Origin of the sequence: Actinoallomurus sp. NPDC052308 (genome assembly GCF_040679195.1) — a bacterium.
GTDB lineage: Bacteria > Actinomycetota > Actinomycetes > Streptosporangiales > Streptosporangiaceae > Actinoallomurus > Actinoallomurus liliacearum.
Window position 1 is genome coordinate 57545 of the sequence record NZ_JBFAUM010000011.1, and the last position, 20031, is coordinate 77575.

At 71.7% G+C, this 20031-nt stretch carries 22 protein-coding genes and 2 pseudogenes; 13 read left to right on the top strand and 11 right to left on the bottom strand.

The window, feature by feature from the left end; genetic code table 11:
- Window positions 1-19: 19 nt before the first annotated feature.
- The 3 genes from AB0L00_RS25020 to AB0L00_RS25030 all read right to left on the bottom strand — a co-directional run bounded on the left by AB0L00_RS25020 (window position 20) and on the right by AB0L00_RS25030 (window position 1732).
- Window positions 20-925 (bottom strand): TIGR03619 family F420-dependent LLM class oxidoreductase, encoded by a 906-nt coding sequence (locus tag AB0L00_RS25020; RefSeq protein ID WP_364438598.1) that lies wholly within the window; start codon window positions 923-925, stop codon window positions 20-22.
- Window positions 926-1070: 145 nt separating this feature from the next.
- Window positions 1071-1433, bottom strand: a complete 363-nt coding sequence (locus AB0L00_RS25025; protein ID WP_364438601.1) for a hypothetical protein — start codon at window positions 1431-1433, stop codon at window positions 1071-1073.
- Window positions 1430-1732, bottom strand: a complete 303-nt coding sequence (locus AB0L00_RS25030; RefSeq protein WP_364438603.1) for a hypothetical protein — start codon at window positions 1730-1732, stop codon at window positions 1430-1432. The genes AB0L00_RS25025 and AB0L00_RS25030 overlap by 4 nt, the downstream gene beginning before the upstream one ends.
- Window positions 1733-1918: 186 nt before the next feature.
- Here AB0L00_RS25030 and AB0L00_RS25035 point away from each other — a divergent pair, with 186 nt between their 5' ends.
- From AB0L00_RS25035 to AB0L00_RS25045, 3 genes are read left to right on the top strand one after another with little or no spacing between them, the layout of a single operon-like run.
- Window positions 1919-2656, top strand: coding sequence for a helix-turn-helix transcriptional regulator (locus tag AB0L00_RS25035; protein ID WP_364438983.1), 738 nt, complete (start codon window positions 1919-1921; stop codon window positions 2654-2656).
- Window positions 2647-2742 carry a DUF397 domain-containing protein gene (locus tag AB0L00_RS25040; protein ID WP_364438605.1) on the top strand — a complete coding sequence of 32 codons (96 nt, stop codon included), beginning with the start codon at window positions 2647-2649 and terminating at the stop codon, window positions 2740-2742. Before AB0L00_RS25035 ends, AB0L00_RS25040 begins: the two co-directional genes overlap by 10 nt.
- 26 nt (window positions 2743-2768) lie before the next feature.
- Entirely contained in the window at window positions 2769-2861 is a 93-nt protein-coding gene (locus AB0L00_RS25045) for a DUF397 domain-containing protein (protein WP_364438608.1), read from the top strand.
- Between the two features lie 85 nt (window positions 2862-2946).
- Here AB0L00_RS25045 and AB0L00_RS25050 read toward each other — a convergent pair whose 3' ends face one another.
- Window positions 2947-3348, bottom strand: a complete 402-nt coding sequence (locus AB0L00_RS25050) for a VOC family protein (RefSeq protein WP_364438611.1) — start codon at window positions 3346-3348, stop codon at window positions 2947-2949.
- A 384-nt stretch (window positions 3349-3732) separates the two neighbouring features.
- Between AB0L00_RS25050 and AB0L00_RS25055 the strand changes: the two genes are divergently transcribed.
- Complete coding sequence (locus tag AB0L00_RS25055) at window positions 3733-4209, top strand: hypothetical protein (protein WP_364438613.1); 477 nt, start codon at window positions 3733-3735, stop codon at window positions 4207-4209.
- Between the two features lie 55 nt (window positions 4210-4264).
- Here AB0L00_RS25055 and AB0L00_RS25060 read toward each other — a convergent pair whose 3' ends face one another.
- The gene (locus tag AB0L00_RS25060; RefSeq protein WP_364438616.1) at window positions 4265-4504 is read right to left on the bottom strand and encodes a hypothetical protein; all 240 of its coding nucleotides are present in this window, start codon (window positions 4502-4504) and stop codon (window positions 4265-4267) included.
- A gap of 317 nt (window positions 4505-4821) precedes the next feature.
- Here AB0L00_RS25060 and AB0L00_RS25065 point away from each other — a divergent pair, with 317 nt between their 5' ends.
- Entirely contained in the window at window positions 4822-5580 is a 759-nt protein-coding gene (locus AB0L00_RS25065) for a class I SAM-dependent methyltransferase (RefSeq protein WP_364438618.1), read from the top strand.
- 11 nt (window positions 5581-5591) lie between these two features.
- The gene (gene pip, locus AB0L00_RS25070; protein ID WP_364438621.1) at window positions 5592-6554 is read left to right on the top strand and encodes a prolyl aminopeptidase; all 963 of its coding nucleotides are present in this window, start codon (window positions 5592-5594) and stop codon (window positions 6552-6554) included.
- Window positions 6555-6600: 46 nt separating this feature from the next.
- Here the strand turns inward: pip and AB0L00_RS25075 are convergent, their stop codons facing one another.
- Window positions 6601-6924, bottom strand: a complete 324-nt coding sequence (locus AB0L00_RS25075; RefSeq protein ID WP_364438623.1) for a hypothetical protein — start codon at window positions 6922-6924, stop codon at window positions 6601-6603.
- A 156-nt stretch (window positions 6925-7080) separates the two neighbouring features.
- Window positions 7081-8580 (bottom strand): nitrilase-related carbon-nitrogen hydrolase, encoded by a 1500-nt coding sequence (locus tag AB0L00_RS25080; RefSeq protein ID WP_364438625.1) that lies wholly within the window; start codon window positions 8578-8580, stop codon window positions 7081-7083.
- Window positions 8581-8779: 199 nt separating this feature from the next.
- Here AB0L00_RS25080 and AB0L00_RS25085 point away from each other — a divergent pair, with 199 nt between their 5' ends.
- Together AB0L00_RS25085 and AB0L00_RS25090 are read left to right on the top strand one after the other, a co-directional pair.
- The gene (locus AB0L00_RS25085; protein WP_364438628.1) at window positions 8780-9976 is read left to right on the top strand and encodes a histidine kinase; all 1197 of its coding nucleotides are present in this window, start codon (window positions 8780-8782) and stop codon (window positions 9974-9976) included.
- Entirely contained in the window at window positions 9973-10662 is a 690-nt protein-coding gene (locus AB0L00_RS25090; RefSeq protein WP_364438630.1) for a response regulator transcription factor, read from the top strand. Before AB0L00_RS25085 ends, AB0L00_RS25090 begins: the two co-directional genes overlap by 4 nt.
- Window positions 10663-10702: 40 nt before the next feature.
- On the opposite strand, the gene xylB is transcribed toward AB0L00_RS25090, so the two are convergent.
- Window positions 10703-12082, bottom strand: a complete 1380-nt coding sequence (gene xylB / locus AB0L00_RS25095) for a xylulokinase (protein WP_364438632.1) — start codon at window positions 12080-12082, stop codon at window positions 10703-10705.
- Window positions 12079-13221, bottom strand: a complete 1143-nt coding sequence (gene xylA, locus AB0L00_RS25100; protein ID WP_364438635.1) for a xylose isomerase — start codon at window positions 13219-13221, stop codon at window positions 12079-12081. The genes xylB and xylA overlap by 4 nt, the downstream gene beginning before the upstream one ends.
- A gap of 93 nt (window positions 13222-13314) precedes the next feature.
- On the opposite strand from xylA, the gene AB0L00_RS25105 reads away from it, so the two are divergent.
- Window positions 13315-14562 (top strand): ROK family transcriptional regulator, encoded by a 1248-nt coding sequence (locus AB0L00_RS25105; protein WP_364438638.1) that lies wholly within the window; start codon window positions 13315-13317, stop codon window positions 14560-14562.
- A gap of 122 nt (window positions 14563-14684) precedes the next feature.
- Complete coding sequence (locus AB0L00_RS25110) at window positions 14685-15524, top strand: PaaX family transcriptional regulator C-terminal domain-containing protein (RefSeq protein WP_364438641.1); 840 nt, start codon at window positions 14685-14687, stop codon at window positions 15522-15524.
- 195 nt (window positions 15525-15719) lie between these two features.
- Here AB0L00_RS25110 and AB0L00_RS25115 read toward each other — a convergent pair.
- Window positions 15720-17498, bottom strand: a pseudogene (locus tag AB0L00_RS25115) (glycoside hydrolase family 15 protein); the annotation flags it as partial.
- A 101-nt stretch (window positions 17499-17599) separates the two neighbouring features.
- Window positions 17600-17770 (bottom strand): annotated as a pseudogene (locus tag AB0L00_RS25120) (DUF5999 family protein); the annotation flags it as partial.
- A 216-nt stretch (window positions 17771-17986) separates the two neighbouring features.
- Between AB0L00_RS25120 and AB0L00_RS25125 the strand changes: the two are divergent.
- From AB0L00_RS25125 to AB0L00_RS25135, 3 genes are read left to right on the top strand one after another with little or no spacing between them, the layout of a single operon-like run.
- Window positions 17987-18457: a cupredoxin family copper-binding protein gene (locus AB0L00_RS25125; protein ID WP_364438644.1), complete on the top strand. Its 471-nt coding sequence runs from the start codon at window positions 17987-17989 to the stop codon at window positions 18455-18457.
- Complete coding sequence (locus AB0L00_RS25130; protein ID WP_364438647.1) at window positions 18454-19383, top strand: metallophosphoesterase; 930 nt, start codon at window positions 18454-18456, stop codon at window positions 19381-19383. Before AB0L00_RS25125 ends, AB0L00_RS25130 begins: the two co-directional genes overlap by 4 nt.
- A gap of 45 nt (window positions 19384-19428) precedes the next feature.
- Window positions 19429-20031, top strand: coding sequence for an RNA polymerase sigma factor (locus AB0L00_RS25135; protein ID WP_364438650.1), 603 nt, complete (start codon window positions 19429-19431; stop codon window positions 20029-20031).

Below are 20031 nucleotides of genomic sequence, written 5' to 3' on the forward strand. Positions count from 1 at the left end.
GAGGTCCGGGCGCCGGTCCTCACACCGGCGCCCGGGCCGTCAGCTCCTCCAGCACCGCGAGCTGCTCGTCCGGAGGCGTCCGCATCGCCCACAGCACGTGCGCGGCGCCCAGCGCCCGTACGCGCGGGAGGTCGTCGAGCACCTGCTCCACCGACCCGGTCAGCGGCGTCCGCCCCGCGCGCGGCTTCGCGGTGATGGAGCCGTTGACCCGGACGACGATGGGCAGGGACTCCGGATCCCGCCCGGCACGCTCCGCCGCCCGCCGGAACACCGACACCGTCTCCTCGAGCTGCTCCCACGCCATGACCACCGGATTGAGCCCGAGCCCCAGCCGCGCGGCGCGTTCGACCGCGGCTCGGGCGACGGCGCCGGCGAGGAGCGCCGGTCCGCCCGGCCGCACGGGCTTCGGACCGATCTGCGACTCGGGGATCTCGTAGAACTCTCCCTCGAACCGTACGGGGTCCGGTCCCCACACCGCCCGCATCGCCGCGAGGTGCTCCGCGAACCGCGCGCCGCGCCGCTCCCGCGGCACGCCGGCCACCGCGAACTCGTGCGCCATCCACCCTTGCCCGAGACCGACGACCAGCCGCCCGCCGCTCAGCACGTCCAGGGTCGCCAGCCGCCGCGCCAGCACGACCGGCGGATGCAACGGGGCGGCGATCACGCTGGTGCCCAGCCGGATCCGGCTCGTCCGCGCCGCGACGTGGCTCAGCGTCTCCAGCGGGTCATAGACGACCGCGTACGCCTCCGGCAGCGGCGCCGGCGGCGCGAACCCGCCGTACGACACCGGCTCCACGGGGCGCAGCAGCCGCTCGAACGTCCAGACCGCGCCCAGCCCGATCCGCTCGGCCTGCTCCGCCACCCGGACCACCGCCTCGGGCGACGCCCCCGACCCGTACGAGGGAAGGTTGAGCCCGAAATCCATGCGCGCCCCCGGTCGCGGACAGATCGCTCTCGTCGGCGAACCTACCCCGGGTGGTCGGCCGCTACCCACGGTGATCCGGGCGGCCGTACCGCCGATGACGATGGCTCCAAGTCGCCGAGCGCATGATCCACCGGACAGGTGTAGGTCATTCTCCGAGGTGCGCGTGCAGTTCTTCGGCTGTCATCCGGTCGAATCGAGAGAGCATCGCGCCGAGGAAACGCAGTTGGTCGAGGTCGGCGGTCGCCACTTGGACAGGGCCGCCGCCGTGCCACTCCCACAGCGGGATGCCGTTGAGGTTCGAGGCCGCCGACCAGCCGGGCGGCGCCGGTAGCTCGACGGGTATTCGCTGCGCGAATCTCAGGCTCATGGCGGCGGCGGCCGGATACTTGCGGATGAGTCGGTCGAGTTGCAACAACTCGGCGGACGTCGAAGGCGTTAGATCGGTCAATGAGTCGATCGACGTACGTAGTCGGGAGAGGGAGCGTAGAAGCTCTTCTTCGGGCGTCATCGCCGACGGACCTGAATGGAGACGACGTTCTTGATCGCCGTGACGAGATCGTCGACCTCGTCGGCGGTGAGAATCCGATTCCCGTCACGGAGATGGGAGATCGGCTTGCCCCATGACCAGTACCACCGGAGGGCGCCGTCCTCGTCCGGCCGACACGTGACCTGCTCGGACAGGTGGTGATCGGCCGCGATGATCAGAACCGTGTGCCCGTACAGTTCCGCGTTGAGGCCGGCCAGCTGGCAGGCCTGCGTCAGCCACTTCGCGTAGGCGTATATCTGCTCCGCCGTGTGCTCTTCCATTCGCGTTCCCCTTTCTCGAATCGCGTCCAGAATCGCCATCGGCCACTTATGATCGGAACACCTTGAAGCGCTTGTAACGGCCAGGCCACGAGGGGGCCGCGCAAGATATTGCGCGTTATGGTCCGGCGAAAGGGGACAAAAATGGGCAGGATGCCGAGCCCGGCATTGATCACTCTCGGGCGCCAGATGCGGCGGTACCGCGACGCCGCCGGACTCCGCCAGCGGGAGTTGGGCGAGCTCCTCGGCTACAGCGAACCCTGGGTGAGCGCCCTGGAGACCGGGCGGCTCCTCCCGAAGGCCGACCAGGTCGCCGCCATCGAGAAGGCACTGCACATCCCTTCGGGCGTCCTCCTGGAGGTCTGCCGCCAACTCGACATCGACCCGACACCCCAGTGGTTCCGAGAGTGGCGCGACGTCGAGACGACAGCGGACGTCCTCCGCTGGGTCGAGCTGTCGATCATTCCGGGGCTACTTCAGACCGAGGACTACGCCGCCGTCCTGCTGGGGGGAGACCAGGCCGCGGTGGCCGCGCGGATGGAACGTCAAGAGCTCCTGACCAGGGATTCTCCGGAGCCTCCAATGCTGCACTTCGTCCTTGATGAAACAGTGCTATATCGAGGGCGCGGAGGGCCCAAGGTCATGCATGACCAGTTAATGCATCTTGCCGACTCCGCAGGCTCTCGTCTCACGATCCAAGTTGTACGCTCGGACGTGAATCCCCGATCGCTGGGGGCGTACATTCTCGCGACCGTGGACGGGCGCGACGTGGCGTATCTGGAGACGGCGGTGCGCGGACTGGTGACCTCCGCTCGGGAGGATGTCTCGATCCTTTCACGTGCGTGGGAGTCCGTGCGGTCGTTCGCCATGCCACAGCACGAGTCGATCGATTTCATTCGCAGAACGGCGGAGGAACGATGGGTCTGATCACTGACTGGCGTAAGTCCCGGCGCAGCGGAGAGAACGGTGGTGCCTGCGTAGAGGTCGCCTTGGCGGAGAAGGCAGCCAAATAACCAAGCGAAGCGCCAGAGGAGAAGCCATGGACCTGATCACTGACTGGCGGAAGTCGCAGCGTAGCGCGGAGAACGGCGGTGCCTGCGTCGAGGTCACCGTGGCCTACAAGGCGGCGTAGTCGGGGCGAGCCCTCAAAGCGTGCGTGAACGGCTACCCGGCTTGCAACGAGGCCGGGTAGCCGTCCCGTGGACGGTCGAGGAGTCCTAAGGACGTACGTAGGGGCGGGTCAGGATCTCCATGTTGTGGCCGTCCGGGTCTTCGAAGTAGGCGCCGCGACCGCCGAAGAGATCGTTGGTCTTCCCCGGTTCGGTGTGGTGGGGGTCGGCATAGTAGGTGACGCGGGCGGCCTCGAGGCGGGCGATCATGTCGTCGAATCGCTCGTCGGGGACGAGGAACGCGTAGTGCTGTGACTGGACCGGCTCGTCCCGCTTGTCGAGATAGTCGAGCGTGACGCCGTTGCCGAGGTCGACGGGCAGGAACGGCCCGAACGGCGCGCCGACCTCCAGCCCGAGGATCTCGGCGATGAACTCCGCCGATGTTCGCTTGTCCGTGGCGTAGATCGCGGTGTGGTTCAGCTGAACCGTGGTGACGTGCTGTTGGGTCATGGGTGATGCCTCTCCTCTTTCGCTGGAATCGGCGACGCGTGGGCGCCGCAGGTCAGGGCGGGGGAGAGGGTTGGGCGGGCCGCGTGCCCGCCGTGCGGTCACGCGGAGGCCGGGCGCCTCACTCGTGTGTGGCCCATGGCCGACCCGGCAGTCACGCCGTCGACCCTAACGACCCTGATGGAGGAGAACAATGTCCCGTTGCGGGGTGGCCCCGCGGTGATCGCTGGCGTTCACTGCGGTCTATGCGCAGCGACCGCCAGCGATCCCGGCGTGGTCTGAGGCCGAGGTCGATCGACGGTCTGTGGAGGGTCGCGATGAGCGCGGTTTCGCAAAGGGGGACCCTCCATCGGGTCGTTCGGGATCGTTCGGGGGTCCGTCTGCACGATGATTACCTGCATGCGTCGTTTTATGATCATGACCGTCGCCGCGCTCGCGGTGACGTCGGCCTGTTCGAGCGGTTCTCACCCGGCGACCTCGACCGGTGCCGCGGGAACGAAGTCGCCGAAATCGACCGCCGCGGCCGAATCGGCGACCAAGGCCAACATCCCTGGTTTCTCCGGGCCGGTCGACTCGTCCAGCGGTGTCACCCACGTGTTCGGTACGTGCCTGAAATCCTGGTACACCCCGGCGAGATCCGGCACGCGCGTCCACGTGGAGTACCCCGGACCGGCGAACATCAGCGTCGACCTGTCGATGACGGACAAGTCCGAGCCGCCGCCCGAGGCGCACAAGCAGTTCACCATGGCCCGGGGCACGCAGACGAAGGATCTGCGGTTCCCGGCGATTACGCACGCCGGTTACCCGCAGGTCACCGTGACCTCCGGGAGCAAGACGCAGACCTGCGACGCGGCGAAGCACTGAGCCGACCGATGATCATTGGCGTTCACTGCCTTCCATAGGCGGCGGCCGCCAGTGATCACGGCGTTTCGTCGCCCGTACGGCGCTCCAGGTAGGAGATCAGGCGGACCTCGCTTCGTCGCAGCCGGTCCTGCTCATCCAGGGGAAGAGCCGCCAGGGCGTCGGGGAGGGCCTCCTTGCGTGGGACGTGGACCATCGTTCCGGTGTAGATCCGGCAGCCGGAGCACCAGGACAGGGAGATGCAGCGTTCGCGGCTCGTCGACTCGGGCGGGTGGCAGCGGTACACGTACGAACGCACGGCCGTGCGGCAGGCGGCGCAGACCCAGCGGTCGCCGTTCTGGACGAGATTCGACAGGTCGACCTTGAGCCAACGCTGCGGATCCGGCCCTCTTCAATTCGGCATGACCGGCATTGTGCTACAGCCGCGCGGCCACTGCCCAGGTCCCCGCCGCGCAGGTCGGTACCCGGCGCCGCCGCGCCGGTCCCGGCCGTGCGCGAAGGAGCCCGGCCTCATCGGGATCGTGGTCGGCTCGGTCGTCGGGCGGCTCGGCCGTTCTTGATCATTTGCTGAGTCGATCGGTTACAGTCGGGGCGGCATCGTGTGGAGGAGGGGGCGTGACCAGAGCCGCCCGGCGGGGCTCTTACGGCGTGGACGCGCCGTACGTCCTCTTCGGTCTGGCGTGCGGCGCGGTGGGCCTCGTGTTCGCCGGCATCGGCGTGGGCATCGGGTTCGGCGCGCTGCCCGCCGCGGTGTGCTATGTCCTCGCGGCCGTGATGGCCGTCGGCTTCGCGCTGTACCTGAACGCGACGCGGCGCGGCAAGTTCCAGGTGTGGTCGGAGATCCTCGACGAGGTCGCGCTGCGCGGCGACGAGCGGCTGCTCGACCTCGGCTGCGGGCGGGGCGCCGTCCTGCTCATGGCCGCGGAGCGGCTCACGACCGGCCGGGCGGTCGGCGTCGACCTGTGGCGTACGGTCGACCAGTCGGGCAACGCCATGGACGTGACCGAGCGCAACAGCGTCGCGGAGGGCGTCCGTGACCGGATCGAGCTGCGCACCGGGGACATGACGGAGCTGCCGTTCGGCGACGGCGAGTTCGACGTGGTCGTCTCGAACGTCGCCGTGCACAACATCAAGTCCGCCGAGGGCCGCGCGCGGGCGATCGACGAGGCGGTACGGGTTCTCCGCCCGGGCGGCAGGCTCTTCATCGCGGACATCGTCGCGGCCGCCGACTACCGGCGACGGCTCACGGAGCTGGGCGCGGCCGACGTCGAGACGCGTCCGCTCGGCTGGCGGATGTGGTGGGGCGGTCCCTGGATGGGCACCCGGCTCGTCACCGCGGCGAAGGCGGACGTCCCGAGCGCCGCCGCGAACTGAGAGGACGACGCGTGCTCTATCCGGAGATCGAGCCGTACGACCACGGCATGCTGGACGTCGGCGACGGGCAGCGCGTCCACTGGGAGGTCTGCGGCAATCCGGACGGCAGGCCGGCCGTCGCGCTGCACGGCGGGCCGGGCTCGGGGTGCGGGCCGTGGTGGCGGAGGTGCTTCGATCCCGACGTCTACCGGGTCGTGCTGTTCGACCAGCGTGGCTGCGGTCGCAGCACGCCCCACGCGAGCGCCCCGGTCGTCGACCTGAGCACCAACACGACCGACCATCTGATCGCCGACATCGAACTCCTGCGCCGGCACCTGGCGATCGACCGGTGGCTGGTGCTCGGCGGCTCCTGGGGGTCCACCCTCGGGCTCGCCTACGCCGAACGGCATCCCGGCCGGGTCAGCGAACTCGTCCTGTTCGCGGTGGTCATGACGCGGCGCTGGGAGGTCGAGTGGATCACCCGCGACGTCGGCCGGCTCTTCCCGGAGCAGTGGGCGCGGTTCCGCGAGGGGGTGCCGGCCGCCGACCGGGACGGCAGCCTCGTCGAGGCGTACGGTCGGCTGCTGCACGATCCCGACCCCGCCGTCCGTGAGCGGGCCGCGCGTGACTGGTGCGCGTGGGAGGACTCGCACGTGGCCGTCCGGCCGGATCACCGCCCCGACCCACGGTACGAGGACCCGGCCTTCCGGATGTGCTTCGCCCGGCTGGTGACCCACTATTGGCGGCATGCCGCGTTCCTCGACGACGATGTCCTGCTCCGCGACGCGCGGCGCCTCGCCGGAATCCGCGGCGCGCTGATCCACGGCCGCCTCGACGCCAGCAGCCCGCTCCAGACGGCCTGGGAACTGTCCCGCGCCTGGCCGGACGGCGAACTGATCGTCGTCGACGACGCGGGACACGGCGGGGGCGGCATGACCGACGCCATCGTGGCGGCCACGGACCGCTTCGCCGATACGCCCGGGGGAGTGAGGTGACGCCTCTCAGATGCTCCGGCGACGCCAGTGCTCTCCGAGGCCCGGTTCAGTGGGCGATGACGAACGCTCGCTGATGGATCTTACAGAAACGCTTCTTCCTGCAGATGGCATTGTTGCGGGCAATCTTCGAATGGATGTTCGCGTCGGCGACCTGCTGTATCCCGCGGAGGTGCGTAGGGCTTCGGATGGTAATGGAGCTGAGGTTATGGTGACCGTTCGCAATATGGTTGTCGTCGCCGAGCGGGGCGAAGGCCGGCGCGCTACGGTAGATTCTTTCCGCTTCCGCATCAGTGTTCATCGACGTGCCCAGAGCTGCGAAGAGGCCGAGGCCGAGAAGGACAAGGGGGCGGCATGCGGTCTTCGCTCTCATAATCCCTTCCTTTCGCAGACACGCTGAGACAGAACGCCGCTGCGGAGTCAGCCGTTGTGCACGGCAGAACGCTTCGTGTCCGGACATCCGGTGCGCTCTGCTACATACCCGTTGATCGGCCGGGGATAGCGCTGCGCCGACTCTTGGTGCAGATGGTTACCTCCGCTTTGCCGGGCGGACCAGCCCGAGGACCGTCAGCGCGGCGACGGCGAGGAGACAGAGCCAGGCGAAGGCGTCGCCGACCAGGTCGTACACGGTCGTGACACCGCGCGTCGGCACGTAGGCCACCATGGTCTGCCGGTCGGTCGTGAAGTAGTCGGTGGCGGCGAGGACGCGGCCCTGGTCGTCGAAGACGGCGGACAGGCCCTCGGAGTCCTGGCGCACCAGCGCGTAGCCGCCTTCGATCGCGCGCAGCGCGGCCTTCTCGGTGTGCGCCCGTCCGTACTCCCGCCAGTCGTGCGCGGGAACGAGCATGATGTCGGCCCGTACCCGCATCAGGGCGGGGAAGTCCGCGTCGTAGCAGATGACGTTCGCGATCCGGCCGTACGGCGTGTCGACGACCGGGACGCGTCCGTCTCCCGGGGTGAACGTCTCCGAGCCGGGAATGGGATGGGCCTTCTGGTACGTCCACAGCACCCGCCCGTCCGGGCCGATGAAGACGGTCTCGTCGCGCCCGTAGGCGGGGGCGGTCGTGCTGTACACGCCGAGGCCGATCTCCAGGTAGACGCCCGACCTTCGCGCCTCCTGCCTCGCCCGCGTGATGGCGGCGGGCTCGTCCGCCTCCAGCGTCTTGACGCCTTCTTCGGGCCAGACCACGATCTTGGCTCCCGCGTCGGCCTCGCGGCGGGTGGTCGCCAGCAGGTCGTCCTCCACCGCGGTCATCGCGGGCCGGAGTGCCGAGGGCGGGGCGGCGGCGACGTCGCGGCGGCCACCGGGGACCCGGCCGAGCGCCGCCCGCAGGGCCTCGGTCACCTCGCGGCCGGGACTGACCCCGGCGATCCGGACCGTCTTCCCGGCGGCGGGCGAGAACGCGAGCCGCGCGCCGCCGCCGAGGACGACGGCGGTCAGCACGGCCACGTACACGACGCCGCTGCGGGCCGACCGCCACGAGGGCCGTTCCCAGAACCGGGCGATGACACTCGCGGACCACGCGATCAGGAAGCCGACGCCGTACGACCCGGTGAGCGAGGTGACCTGCAGCAGCGGCAGGTCGCCGTACTGGGTGACGGTGAGCGAACCGTACGCGGTGCCGAACGGCGACAGCAGCGTGATGAGGAACTCCGATCCGGCGACCGCCGCGGGGAACGTCAGCACCGACATCCACGGGCGCAGCCGCCCGACGAGCAGCCGGTCCAGCAGGAACGGCAGCGTCTGCAGCGCGCTCAGGCCGACCGCTCCGGCGATGATGACGACGTTGAAGCCCATCGCCGACTCGTAGACCCAGAAGATGGCCGCGGCGATGTTCGCGAGCAGGATCCACAGGGCCGCCGACCACGCGCGGCCGGTGCGGGTGAAGCGCAGCAGGAGTACCGGGGAGATCCACGCCGCGACGGGGATGTCCCACCGGCCGCCGACCGCGAACAGCATCGCCGCGGTTCCGAGGACCAAGAGCGCGTACCGCGCCCAGGTCGGCGTCGTACGCCGGGCATCGTCCATTTCTCGTTTCCTGTTCTCGGGAGGGATCGTCCGCACGGGTGCGGGAGCGCCGTTCTCCGGCCGCGCTGAGAACGCTATGAGCGCCGGTCCGCGTGCCGCCTCGTCCTCTTCGCCGATTCCTCGCGGGTCCGCGCAACTTTGGATGCGGCCGCGAGGACGAGCACGTGAGCTCGTGAACGGCATACCGTTGCCGGCAGAGATGACGACCTATGTGACGGCCGGCCTGCGCGCGGCACGCGGATGGCTCACCGGCAGGCCGTGGCTGACCGACCTGGCGCTGGGCGGCGGGCTCACCGCCTTCGACGTGGTGACGTTGTCGGCCCGGACGCCGACGCCGAGCGCGGCGGGCCTGGTGTTGTGGGGGCTGCAGACCGTTCCGCTGTTCTGGCGACGGCGCCGTCCGCGCCTGGTGCTGACGGTGATGACGGTCGCCTTCGCGATCTTCGAGGTGGCCGATCCCGTGCCGGGGAAGACGCCGGGCCCGTACTTCCTGATTTTCGGCGTGTTCGCGCTCGCCCGCCGGACCTCGGCGCGGGCCAGCCTGGCGTGGGTGCTGCCGTCCCTCGCCGTCGCGGTGGCGACGGACGCCCTCAGCGGCCGGTCCGGGCCGCCCCGCCTCGACTCCCTCGAACCGACCACCGCGACGGCCTTCGTCGCGTACTTCCTCGTCGCCTGGCTTCTGGGGTACGGCGCGCGGCGGATCGACCTCGACGCCCGCCGGCTCCGGGACCTCAACGACCGGCTTCGCGCCCAGCAGGAGATCAACGCGCGTCAGGCCGTCGTCACGGAGCGGGCGCGCATCGCCCGTGACCTGCACGACGTCGTCGCGCACCACGTCAGCGCGATCGCCGTGCAGGCGCGCTCGACGGAGGAGGTCCTCCAGGACGACCCGCGGCTCGGCAGGCGGGGCGTGGCGCGCATCGCCGAGACGGCCGACACCGCGCTGGTCGAGATGCGCCGCATCCTCGGCCTGCTCGCCGCCGGACCCGAGGACGCCGGTCCCGAGCCGTCCCTCCGCCACGTCGACCGCCTTATCGAGGCGGCGGAGGCGACCGGCTGCCGCGTCACGGCGGCGCTCGACGCCCCGACCGACGCGCTGCCGGCCGCGATCCAGGTCTCGGCGTACCGGATCCTGCAGGAGGCGCTGACGAACGTCTTCCGGCACGCCGGTCCCGTCGACGTCCGGGTCGCCGTGCGCCTCGCCGACGGCGGCCTGACGATCGAGGTGGAGAACGGCCCGGCCGCGGCGGACCACCGGTCCGTCCCGGGGTCCGGCCGCGGGCTGCTGGGCATTCGCGAGCGCGTCACGGCGTTCGACGGGACCCTTCACGCCGGTCCGCGCCCGCACGGCGGGTGGCGGGTTCACGCCGCGCTTCCACTCCAGGGGGTTCGATGACGATCCGGGTGCTGCTCGCCGACGATCAGGAGATGGTCCGGGCGGCGCTGCGGGCCGTCATCGACCGCCGCGAGGACCTGTGCGTCGTCGGGGAGGCCGCCGATGGGGACCAGGCGGTCGACGCCGCGTCCCGGCTGCGGCCCGACGTCGTGGTCATGGACGTCCGCATGCCCGGGACGACCGGGGTGGAGGCCACCGGCCGCATCCGCGCCGAATGGCCGCACGAGGACGCGCCGCCGCGGGTCCTCGTGCTCACGACCTTCGACCTGGACGAGTACGTGCACGCGGCCCTGCGCGCCGGCGCCTCCGGCTTCCTCCTGAAGAACAGCCCGCCCGACCAGCTCGCGCACGCGATCCGCGTCGTCGCCGGCGGTGAGGCGATGCTGGCCCCGAGCGTCACGAACCGGCTGATCAGCGCGTTCGCCGCCCTGCCCGTCGGCCTGGTCCCGTCCGATCCCGCGCCGGACCGCCGGGAGCTCATCGACGCGCTCACCGAACGCGAGCGGGAGGTGCTCATCCTGATCGCCCGCGGGCTGGCGAACCTTCAGATCGCGGACGCGCTCGGCCTGACGCAGGCCAACGTGAAGAGCCGCGTCAACCGCATCCTCACCCGCCTCGGCCTGGACAACCGCGTCCAGGCCGCCATCCTCGCCCGCGACGCGGGCCTGATCCCGCCCGGCGGGTAGGGCGGCGGCCCCACCGGAGCGGGACCGCCGTCGTAGTGGTTCAGCGGGACAGGATGTGGTCGCGGGCCTCGGCGTACCGCTCGCGGATGGCCGGGACCGCGTCGGCCTCGTACGTCACCAGGCCTTCCCGCTCCCAGCGCGGCGGCTCGGCCGCGCCGGACAGCGCCCAGGCGGCCTGGGCGGCCGCGCCCTCGGCGACGTACTCGCCGGTGGGCGGCACCAGCACCGGCCGGCCGAAGACGGTCGGCGCGATGCGGCGGACGGCCTCCGAGCGGGCGGCGCCGCCGATCAGCAGCACCCGGTCGGCCCGCGCCCCCTGGGCCAGGAGCGCGTCCAGCCCGTCGGCGAGGCCGCACAGCATGCCCTCGATCGCCGCGCGGGCCAGGTGCGCCGGCGTCGACGTGGCCAGGCGCAGGCCGTGCACCGAGCCGGTGGCGTCCGGCCGGTTCGGCGTGCGCTCGCCCTCGAGGTACGGCACGAGGACGAGACCGTCCGCGCCGGGCGGTGCGGACAGCGCCAGCCGGGAGACCTCCTGGTGGTCGACGCCGAGCAGGGCCGCGGCGGCGTCGAGCACCCGGGCGGCGTTCAGCGTGCAGACGAGCGGCAGGAACCGGCCCGTCGCGTCGGCGAAACCGGCGACGTCCCCGGCCGGGTCGGCGGACGACCCCTCCGCCGCGGTGAACACCGTCCCGGAGGTGCCGAGGGACACCACGACGTCGCCGGGCCGCAGGCCCAGCCCGAGCGCCGCGCCCATGTTGTCGCCGGTCCCCGCCGACACCAGCGCGCCGGAGGGCGTACGGCCGGCGGCCTCGGCCGGGCCGAGGACGCGCGGCAGTTCCGGGACCCGCCCGAACGCCAGTTTCAGCAGGTCCGGCCGGTACTCCCCGGTGGCGGGGGACCAGTAGCCGGTGCCGGACGCGTCGCCCCGGTCGGTGACGAACCCGCCGGTCAGCCGCCACGTCAGGTAGTCGTGCGGCAGGCACACCGACGCCGTACGGGCGGCGGCGTCCGGCTCGTGCCGGGCCAGCCAGCGCAGCTTGGTCACCGTGAACGACGCGACCGGCACGCTGCCGACCGCGTCGGCCCACTTCGCGGGGCCGCCGAACTCCTCGACGAGGTCGCGGGCGGCGTCGGCCGAGCGGGTGTCGTTCCACAGCAGCGCCGGCCGGACGACCTCGCCGGCCTCCGACAGGCAGACCATGCCGTGCTGCTGGGCCGCGACGCCGATCGCGGCGACGTCGTCCAGGCCGCCCGCCGACTCGATGGCACGGCCGAGGGCGTCCCACCAGGCGGCGGGGTCGGCCTCGGTGCCGTCCGGGTGCGGCGCCTGACCGGCGCGGACGACCGCGCCGGTCTCGGCGTCGGCGACGACGACCTTGCAGGACTGGGTCGACGAGTCGACCCCCGCGACGAGCGTCACCGGGCGCCGAGGATGTGCTCGACGGCGAGCTGGTCGAGACGCTCGTAGTGGTAGCCCCGCTCGGCGGCGGCCTCGAGGTCGAAGTCGTCCTGGGCCAGCGAGTCGTACGTCTCGTCGTCCGCGAGCGTCGGCACCGCAAGCTGGTCGGTGCGCGAGGCGGCGAGGGCCTCCTGCACCTCCGGGTCGGCGCGGAACGCCCGCGCGCGCTCCTTGAGGATGAGGTAGGTGCGCATGTTCGCGGCGGCCGAGGCCCACACGCCGGAGATGTCCTCGGTGCGGGTCGGCTTGTAGTCGAAGTGGCGCGGCCCGTCGTACCCGCCGTTCTCCAGCAGGTCGACGAGGAAGAACGCGCTCTTCAGGTCGCCGTGGCCGAAGACCAGGTCCTGGTCGTACTTCGGGCCGTGCTGACCGTTCAGGTCGATGTGGAAGAGCTTGCCGTGCCACAGCGCCTGGGCGATGCCGTGGACGAAGTTCATCCCGGCCATCTGCTCGTGCCCGACCTCGGGGTTGAGGCCGACCATGTCGGCGTGCTCGAGCGAGCCGATGAACGCGAGCGCGTGGCCGATCGTGGGCAGCAGGATGTCGCCGCGCGGCTCGTTCGGCTTCGGCTCGAGCGCGAACCGGATGCCGTAGCCCTTGTCGGTGACGTACGAGGCGAGGGTGTCGATGGCCTCGCGGAACCGGTCCAGCGCGACCCGCACGTCCTTGGCGGCGTCGGACTCGGCGCCCTCGCGGCCGCCCCAGAAGACGTACGTGTGCGCGCCCAGCTCGGCGGCCAGGTCGAGGTTGCGCATCACCTTGCGGAGGGCGTACCGGCGGATGTCGCGGTCGTTGGAGGTGAACGCGCCGTCCTTGAAGACCGGGTGGTTGAACAGGTTCGTCGTCGCCATCGGGACCTTGAGGCCCGTCTCGTCGAGCGCCTTGCGGAACGCCGCGACCGCCTTGTCCCGGTCCGGCTCGACGGCGAGGAGGTCGTCGTCGTGGAACGTCACCCCGTAGGCGCCGAGCTCCGCGAGCCGGTGCACCGACTCCACCGGGTCGAGCGGGGGCCGGGTCGCGTCGCCGAACGGGTCGCGGGCCTGCCAGCCGACGGTCCAGAGCCCGAAGGTGAACTTGTCCTCAGGGGTGGGTTCGAACATCTCGTCTCCTCATTTCGTTCACGCTCTGGACTAATTAAAACCCGCAGGTGCCAGGTGTCAACAGGGGAGAGGGTGCAGGATTAGTCTGTGACCATGCGAAATGAGATCACGCCCGTACGGCACGGCACCATGCGGGCCCGCAACCTGGCCGTGGTGCTGGGCGAGATCTCCCGTCGGCAGCCGGTCAGCCGCGCCCGTCTCGCCGACGTCACCGGCTTCACCAAGACCACCGTATCCAGTCTCGTCGCGGCGTTGAAGGACGCCGGCCTGATCCGCGAGGACGGACCCGTACGCGACGGCGAGCGCGGACGCCCCGCGACGGCCGTGTCGATCAACGGCGACCGCGTCGCCGGGCTCGGCCTGGAGGTCAACGTCGACTACCTGGCCGCCTGCGTGCTCGACCTCGGACGGCGGATCCGGCACCGGCACATCGTCGCCGCCGACAACCGGGGGCGCGCGCCCGAGCAGGTCATCGGCGCGCTGACGGATCTGGCCGAGCGGGCGATCGCCGCGGCGGCGGACCAGGGCCTGACGGTCGCCGGCGCGGTCGTCGCGCTGCCGGGCACGCTGGACCGGGCCGGCGGCCGCGTGCGGACCGCCCCCAACCTCGGCTGGCGCGACGTCGCGGCCGGGGACCTCCTCGCCGCCGGCCTGCCGCCGCTCGCGCTGCCCGCCGACCAGGACAACGAGGCGAACCTCGCCGCCCTCGGCGAGCTGTGGTTCGGCGACGGCCCGGAGCTCGGCTCGTACGTCCACGTCTCCGGCGAGATCGGGGTCGGTGCGGGCATCGTCGTCGACGGCCGGGTGTTCCGCGGCGCCCACGGGTTCGCCGGCGAACTCGGCCACGTCGTCGTCGACCCCGCCGGCCCGCCGTGCGCGTGCGGCGGCCGGGGCTGCCTGGAACAGGTCGCGGGCCAGGAGGCGATCCTGCGCGCGGCGGGCATCCCCGACGTCACCGGGACGTCGACCGCCGGGCCCGACGGCCCGCTCGCCGCGCTGATCACCCTCCTGCGCGACGGTGACGAACCGGCGCTGGCCGCGGTGCGCCGGGCGGGGGAGGCCCTGGGGCAGGCCCTCTCCGCCGCGGTCAACCTGTTCGACCCGGACGGCATCGTGCTCGGCGGGATCTTCTCCGCGCTCGCCCCGTGGGCGTCCCCCGCCGTCGAGGAGGCGCTCGGCGGCGGCACCGGCGTCGTACGGCACGCGCCTCCCCGCCTGACCGTCTCCCGGCTGGGCGGCGACGCCGCCGCCCTGGGCGCCGCCGCGCTCGTCATCGAACGCGTCATGACCGACCCCGCCCGCCTCCTCACGGAGGCACCGGTGCGGCCGCGCGAACGGTGACGAGGAGCGGCGAGGGCAACGAGGAACACCGCGCCGGCCGGGCGCCGATGTCCACGGCTAGTCGGGGTGGTTCATGTTCGACGAAACACCGATTTTGACGTTGATTTATGTAGAATTTATGGGTGACCGCCCCGAGACCCACGCTGACCCGACGGCACGCCCTGAGCGAGACGAGCGCCCGTTCGCTGCTGTTGACCCTACTCGGGGAGTTCGTCCTGCGGTACGAGGAGCCGGTCTGGACCTCGGCCCTGGTGGAGGTCCTCGACGAGTTCGGCGTGGAGGAGAAGTCCGCCCGGCAGGCGCTGGCCCGTACGGCCGCCGACGGCTGGCTCACCTCCGAGCGGGTCGGGCGGAGCGTCCGGTGGTCCCTCACCCCGCCCGGGCGGCGACTGCTCACGGAGGGCGGGGAGCGCATCTATGGCTTCGGCGCCGAAGCCGCCGCCTGGGACGGCGTCTGGCTCATCGTCTACGTCTCCGTCCCCGAGTCCAAGCGCCGCCTCCGTCACCAGCTCCGTACGAAACTGAGCTGGGCCGGCTTCGGATCGCCCGGACCGGGGATGTGGATCGCGCCGTCGTCGGCGCGGGAGACCGAGGCGCGGTCGGTCATCGAGGGCCTCGGGCTGCAGGCCGGCGCGATGTCGTTCACCGCGCGGTTCGCCGGGGTCGGCAGCGAGCACGCGATGGTCGAGCGGGCCTGGGATCTGGACGGGGTCGCCGCCGAGTACGGGGCGTTCATCGACGAGTTCGACGCGCTGCGTCCCGCCTCACCTGAGGCGATCATGCTGGCGCAGGCGCGGCTCGTGCACGAGTGGCGGCGCTTCCCCTTCCTGGACCCGCGGCTGCCCTCGGCCCTGCTGCCGGCCGGCTGGATCGGAGCCCAGGCCCGCGAGCTGTTCGCGGCCCGGTACGCCGAGTGGCACCCCGTCGCCCAGCGGCGCTGGCGCGAGCTCGCCGCCGCCTGACCGGACGCGTTCCCGCGACGGCGGCCTCTCGCGCCGGCTCGAACGCTCGGACATCGCCGGCGCGTCGTCCCGCCCGTCCCCGCCGTGGAGCCCGCGGCGTGCGGCCGCGAGGCGGCACGGCCACCGGTACGCGGGCCCGCGGTGACCGTGAAGTCGCCCACCACCGGCGTCGCGGATGGCGCGTGCGGCGTTGATCAGGCCGACGTGGCTGAAGGCCTGGGGGAAGTTGCCGAGCGGCTCTCCCGTCGAGGTGTCCACCTCTTCGGCGAGGAGGCCGACGTCGTTGGCCTGCGACGCGGCGGTCCGGAAGACGCGCTCGGCGGGCGCGCGCTGCCCGGTGAGGGCGAGTGCCTGCGCGAGCCAGAACGTGCACAGGAGGAATGAGCCTTCTCCGCCGGGCATCCCGTCGGGTCCGCTGTAGCGGCGGACCAGGCCCCGTTCGTCGGTGAGGCGTCCGGCGATCGCCGCCACGGTGGACCGGACCCGCGGGTCGTCGCCAGGGAGGAATCCGACGATCGGGATGGTCAGCGCGGACGCGTCGAGTTCGGTGCCGCCGAACGCCTGGGTGAACGTGCCGGTCCGCGGATCCCAGCCCTCCGTCAGGATCGCGCTCCGGATCTGCGCGCGGACCCGTCTCCAGTCCTCGACGCGGCCCGTCGCCCGCAGGACGGGCGCCAGGGCGATGGCGCGGTCCAGCGCGACCCAGCACATGAGCTTGGAATGCAGGAAGTGCCGGTTCGGCCCCCGGACCTCCCAGATCCCGCGGTCCGGTTCCCGCCAACGCCGGGCGGCGGTCTCGGCCGCGTCGCGCAGGAAGCCGCGGGTGATCGGATCAAGGCCGTTCTCCGCCGTGTCGCCGGGCAGGTGGTGCGCCGCGTCGAGCATCTCGCCGTAGACGTCGAGCTGGCGTTGGCGCCAGGCGTCGTTGCCGATGCGCACGGGGGCGCTGTCACGCCACCCGGTCAGGTGGGGCAGCGGCCGCTCCGACAGGTCGCATTCGCCGCCGATGCCGTACATGATCTGCAGGTCGACGCCACGGTCGAGCTGGGTGGCGGCGGCGCGGGCGAGGAAGCTGAAGAACGCCGCCTGTTCTCGCTCGCACGACGAGGAGGTGGTGAGGGCCTGCACGGTGAGGCTGGCGTCCCGGATCCACGTGTAGCGGTAGTCCCAGTTGCGCCCTCCGCCGACGCATTCGGGCAGGGACGTGGTGGCGGCGGCGACGATCGCCCCCGTGGGGGCGAACGTCAGTGCGCGCAGCACCCGCCCGCTGTGCCCCACCTCGTCCTGCCACGGTCCCTCGTAGCTCGTGTGCGCCCGGGACCAGGAGCGCCAGCCGGCGATCGTGTCCTTGATACGGCGGTGGATGAGCCGGGGAGTCCAGCACACCGGTTCGGCCTGCCAGCAGGGGGCGGCGTGCAGGGCCATCGAGAGACGTTCCCCGGCTCTCAGCGTGACCGTGGCGTGCGCCGTCGAGCCGCTCACCCGGAGGTCGACGGGCGTCGACAGGGTGAGCACCTGCGCGCCGCCGCGGGCGATCAGCACCCCGCGCGAATGCTCCAGGCGGGGATGGATCAGCCCGAACTCGGGGCGGGGCGCGTAGCAGACCTCGAGGTCGACCCGCCCCTGGACGCAGGTCGCCTCGCGGAGCAGGACGCCGGGCGAGGACGCGCCCAGCCCGTGCCCGCGCTCGCGGCCTCCCAAGGCGAGCGCGTCGACCAGGACGACCGTGCCGCCCCGGGTACGGAAGGTCGTCTCCAGGACGAGGGTGTCGTCGAGGTACCGGCGAGCGACCCGCGCGGGAGCGGACGGGCGGATGGACCAGTGCCCGGCCTGCTCGTCCAGCAGCCTGGCGAAGATCGCCGGACTGTCGAAGCGAGGTGAGCACAGCCAGTCCACCGAGCCGTCCGAGGTGACCAGGGCGGCCGAGCGGCAGTCCGACAGGAGACCGTGATCGCTGATCGGCCGGGTGCTCATGCCGCGCCTCCTCACCGGCGGGCGCGGCGTCCGGACGACCGTCTCGGACGGGCCCGCGGCGACTTGGGGTCCGGTACGGAGCCACAGTGAGCGTCCGTGTGCCGGTGCGGTGCGATCACTTCGCCGTCCGGCAGGAGCTCTCCGGTGTCGTCGAAGACGACGACGCCGTTGCACAGCAGGCTCCATCCCTGCTCGGGGTGGGAGGCGACGGTGTGCGCGGCGTCCCGGTCGGTGGCGTAGGCCGGTGGGCAGTGCGGTCGGTGGCGGCACATGGCATACCTCCAAGCTGGTGAGCGCCTTTCCAAGAGAGCGCCTTCGACAAGAGATAGGCGCACGGGTTACAGCCGGTAGATCCGCCGCGGAGGCGGCTCGGACGCTCGGTGTAACCCCCCGGCCTATCTCAGGGGGAAGGTCCGCGAAGTGCGGATATACGACGACGTCCGCAGGGCGGAGATCACCGCCGCCCACGCGGAACGGGGGGAATACCGATGAACCGCATATCTCTCGCTCGTGGGCGGCCATGGCCCGCGGCGCTCATCGCCGTCGGCGGGATGCTCCTGCCGGCCGCCTGCGGTTGGGGGCAGGACACCCCGAGCTCACCGGCGGCCCGATCCGCGCCCCGGGCCAACGCCCCGGCAGGGGCCATGCCGGGAATGCGGATGCACGGCGGCTCCGGCTCCGGCGCCGCGCCCGCCGCCGCACCGGTCGCCGCGAACTCTGTGTCGATCAAGGGCTTCGCGTTCGCGCCGGCGTCGGTGTCCGTCAAGGCCGGCACCACGGTGACCTGGACGAACAAGGACGAGGAGCCGCACACGGTGGTGGCGAACGGCGGAGCGTTCCACTCCGCAGCGCTGACGCCGGGCGGCGTGTTCCGCTACCGGTTCACCAAGCCCGGAAGCTACCCGTACGTCTGCTCGATCCACCCGTTCATGCGCGGAACGGTGGTGGTGACGCCGTGACCGCCGAGAATGATCCCACCGGCATGACACGCCGCCAGTTGCTGCGGCACAGCGCGTGGTTCGGGGGCGTGGTCGTCCTCGCGGTCGCCGGCGGCGAGGTGGTCAGCCACGTCGCCGGAGGGGGCGACGTCCTGCCCGCGAACGCCGCGCTGCGGTTCGTGCAGATCAGCGACAGCCACATCGGCTTCCACGGACCGGCGAACACGGATGTGACCGACTCGTTCGCCGACGCGCTGCACCAGGTCAACGCGCTGCCGCACCGGCCGGACTTCGTCTTCCACACCGGAGACCTGACCCACCTGGCCGCGCCAGGGCAGTTCGACCAGGTCAAGCAGATGATGACGACGCTGAAGACGGGACACGTCTTCACGGTTCCGGGCGAGCACGACTCCATCGACGACGCAGGCCAGAAGTACCGCCGGGCCTTCGGCGCCGGGACGCGCGGCGACGGCTGGTACAGCTTCGACCTGCACGGCGTGCACTTCATCGCGCTGGTGAACACGCTGCACATGAACAAGCTCGGGCATCTGGGCACCGAGCAGCTCGACTTCATCCGCAAGGACGTGGCCGGGCTGTCCAGCGATACGCCGATCGTCGTGCTCAGCCACATCCCGATGTTCGCGCTGTATCCCAAGTGGGGGTGGGCGACCGACGACTCCGTACGGGCCCTCTCCCTCCTGCGGCGGTTCGCCTCGGTGACCTGCCTCAACGGCCACATCCACCAGCTCTTCACCAAGACGGAGGGCAACGTCACGTTCCACAGCGCCACGACCACCGCGTATCCGCTGCCACATCCGGGCGACGGCCCGGCACCCGCCCCGGTCACCCTGCCGGCCGGACGGTTGCGGCACGCGCTCGGCATCCGCGAGGTCGGCTACGTGCGCGGCCGGCACGCCCTGGCGATCCGGGACAAGAGGCTCGGTTGAGTCCCCGGCCTCGCCACCGTGCGACCATGGTGAAGGGGACTGGTCATGGACCGCTGGATCCCGGGCCGACGCGAACGCCCGGGGCCGGACGCCGAGATTCCCGCTGAGCACCGCCCGCCGCTGCGTCTGGTGGAGGGGGAGGCCTACACCGGCTGGGAGGCCATCTACCTCGACAATGTGCAGCGGATCTACCGGTTGATGTTCGCCAAGGTCGGCAACCGGCCCGACGCCGAGGACCTCACCGCCGAGGTCTTCCTCACCGCGCTGCGACCGCTGCGCACCTCCGCGAGCGTGGGTGAGGTCCGCGCGTACCTGCTCGTCACCGCCCGTACGGTGCTGGCGGCGCACTGGCGGCGCACGCTGGGGCGTGAGATCACCGGCATCGACCTGGAGCGCGTGGCGGCCGACTTCGGCCGGCCGCCCGAGACCGGTCGTGCGCCGGAACGCGTCGAGCGGATCCTGGCGGCGCTGCCCGACCGGTACCGGCGCGTCCTGGAACTGCGCTTCCTGCGGTCCTACTCGATTCGCGACGCGGCCCGCGAACTGCGGACCAGCGCCGGGAACGTCAAGGTCCTCCAGCATCGGGCGCTCAGGCTAGCCGCAGAGATCGTCCGGGAAGAACCCCCGGAAGACAGGAGGGGGAGGTGA

Excerpts from the sequence above, each read along its gene's own strand:
- AB0L00_RS25020 (WP_364438598.1), bottom strand. The coding sequence starts at position 925 with ATGGATTTCGGGCTCAACCTTCCCTCGTACGGGTCGGGGGCGTCGCCC.
- AB0L00_RS25025 (WP_364438601.1), bottom strand. The coding sequence starts at position 1,433 with ATGACGCCCGAAGAAGAGCTTCTACGCTCCCTCTCCCGACTACGTACG.
- AB0L00_RS25030 (WP_364438603.1), bottom strand. The coding sequence starts at position 1,732 with ATGGAAGAGCACACGGCGGAGCAGATATACGCCTACGCGAAGTGGCTG.
- AB0L00_RS25035 (WP_364438983.1), top strand. The coding sequence starts at position 1,919 with ATGCGGCGGTACCGCGACGCCGCCGGACTCCGCCAGCGGGAGTTGGGC.
- AB0L00_RS25040 (WP_364438605.1), top strand. The coding sequence starts at position 2,647 with ATGGGTCTGATCACTGACTGGCGTAAGTCCCGGCGCAGCGGAGAGAAC.
- AB0L00_RS25045 (WP_364438608.1), top strand. The coding sequence starts at position 2,769 with ATGGACCTGATCACTGACTGGCGGAAGTCGCAGCGTAGCGCGGAGAAC.
- AB0L00_RS25050 (WP_364438611.1), bottom strand. The coding sequence starts at position 3,348 with ATGACCCAACAGCACGTCACCACGGTTCAGCTGAACCACACCGCGATC.
- AB0L00_RS25055 (WP_364438613.1), top strand. The coding sequence starts at position 3,733 with ATGATTACCTGCATGCGTCGTTTTATGATCATGACCGTCGCCGCGCTC.
- AB0L00_RS25075 (WP_364438623.1), bottom strand. The coding sequence starts at position 6,924 with ATGAGAGCGAAGACCGCATGCCGCCCCCTTGTCCTTCTCGGCCTCGGC.
- AB0L00_RS25080 (WP_364438625.1), bottom strand. The coding sequence starts at position 8,580 with ATGGACGATGCCCGGCGTACGACGCCGACCTGGGCGCGGTACGCGCTC.
- AB0L00_RS25085 (WP_364438628.1), top strand. The coding sequence starts at position 8,780 with ATGACGACCTATGTGACGGCCGGCCTGCGCGCGGCACGCGGATGGCTC.
- AB0L00_RS25090 (WP_364438630.1), top strand. The coding sequence starts at position 9,973 with ATGACGATCCGGGTGCTGCTCGCCGACGATCAGGAGATGGTCCGGGCG.
- xylA (WP_364438635.1), bottom strand. The coding sequence starts at position 13,221 with ATGTTCGAACCCACCCCTGAGGACAAGTTCACCTTCGGGCTCTGGACC.
- AB0L00_RS25105 (WP_364438638.1), top strand. The coding sequence starts at position 13,315 with ATGCGAAATGAGATCACGCCCGTACGGCACGGCACCATGCGGGCCCGC.
- AB0L00_RS25125 (WP_364438644.1), top strand. The coding sequence starts at position 17,987 with ATGAACCGCATATCTCTCGCTCGTGGGCGGCCATGGCCCGCGGCGCTC.
- AB0L00_RS25135 (WP_364438650.1), top strand. The coding sequence starts at position 19,429 with ATGGACCGCTGGATCCCGGGCCGACGCGAACGCCCGGGGCCGGACGCC.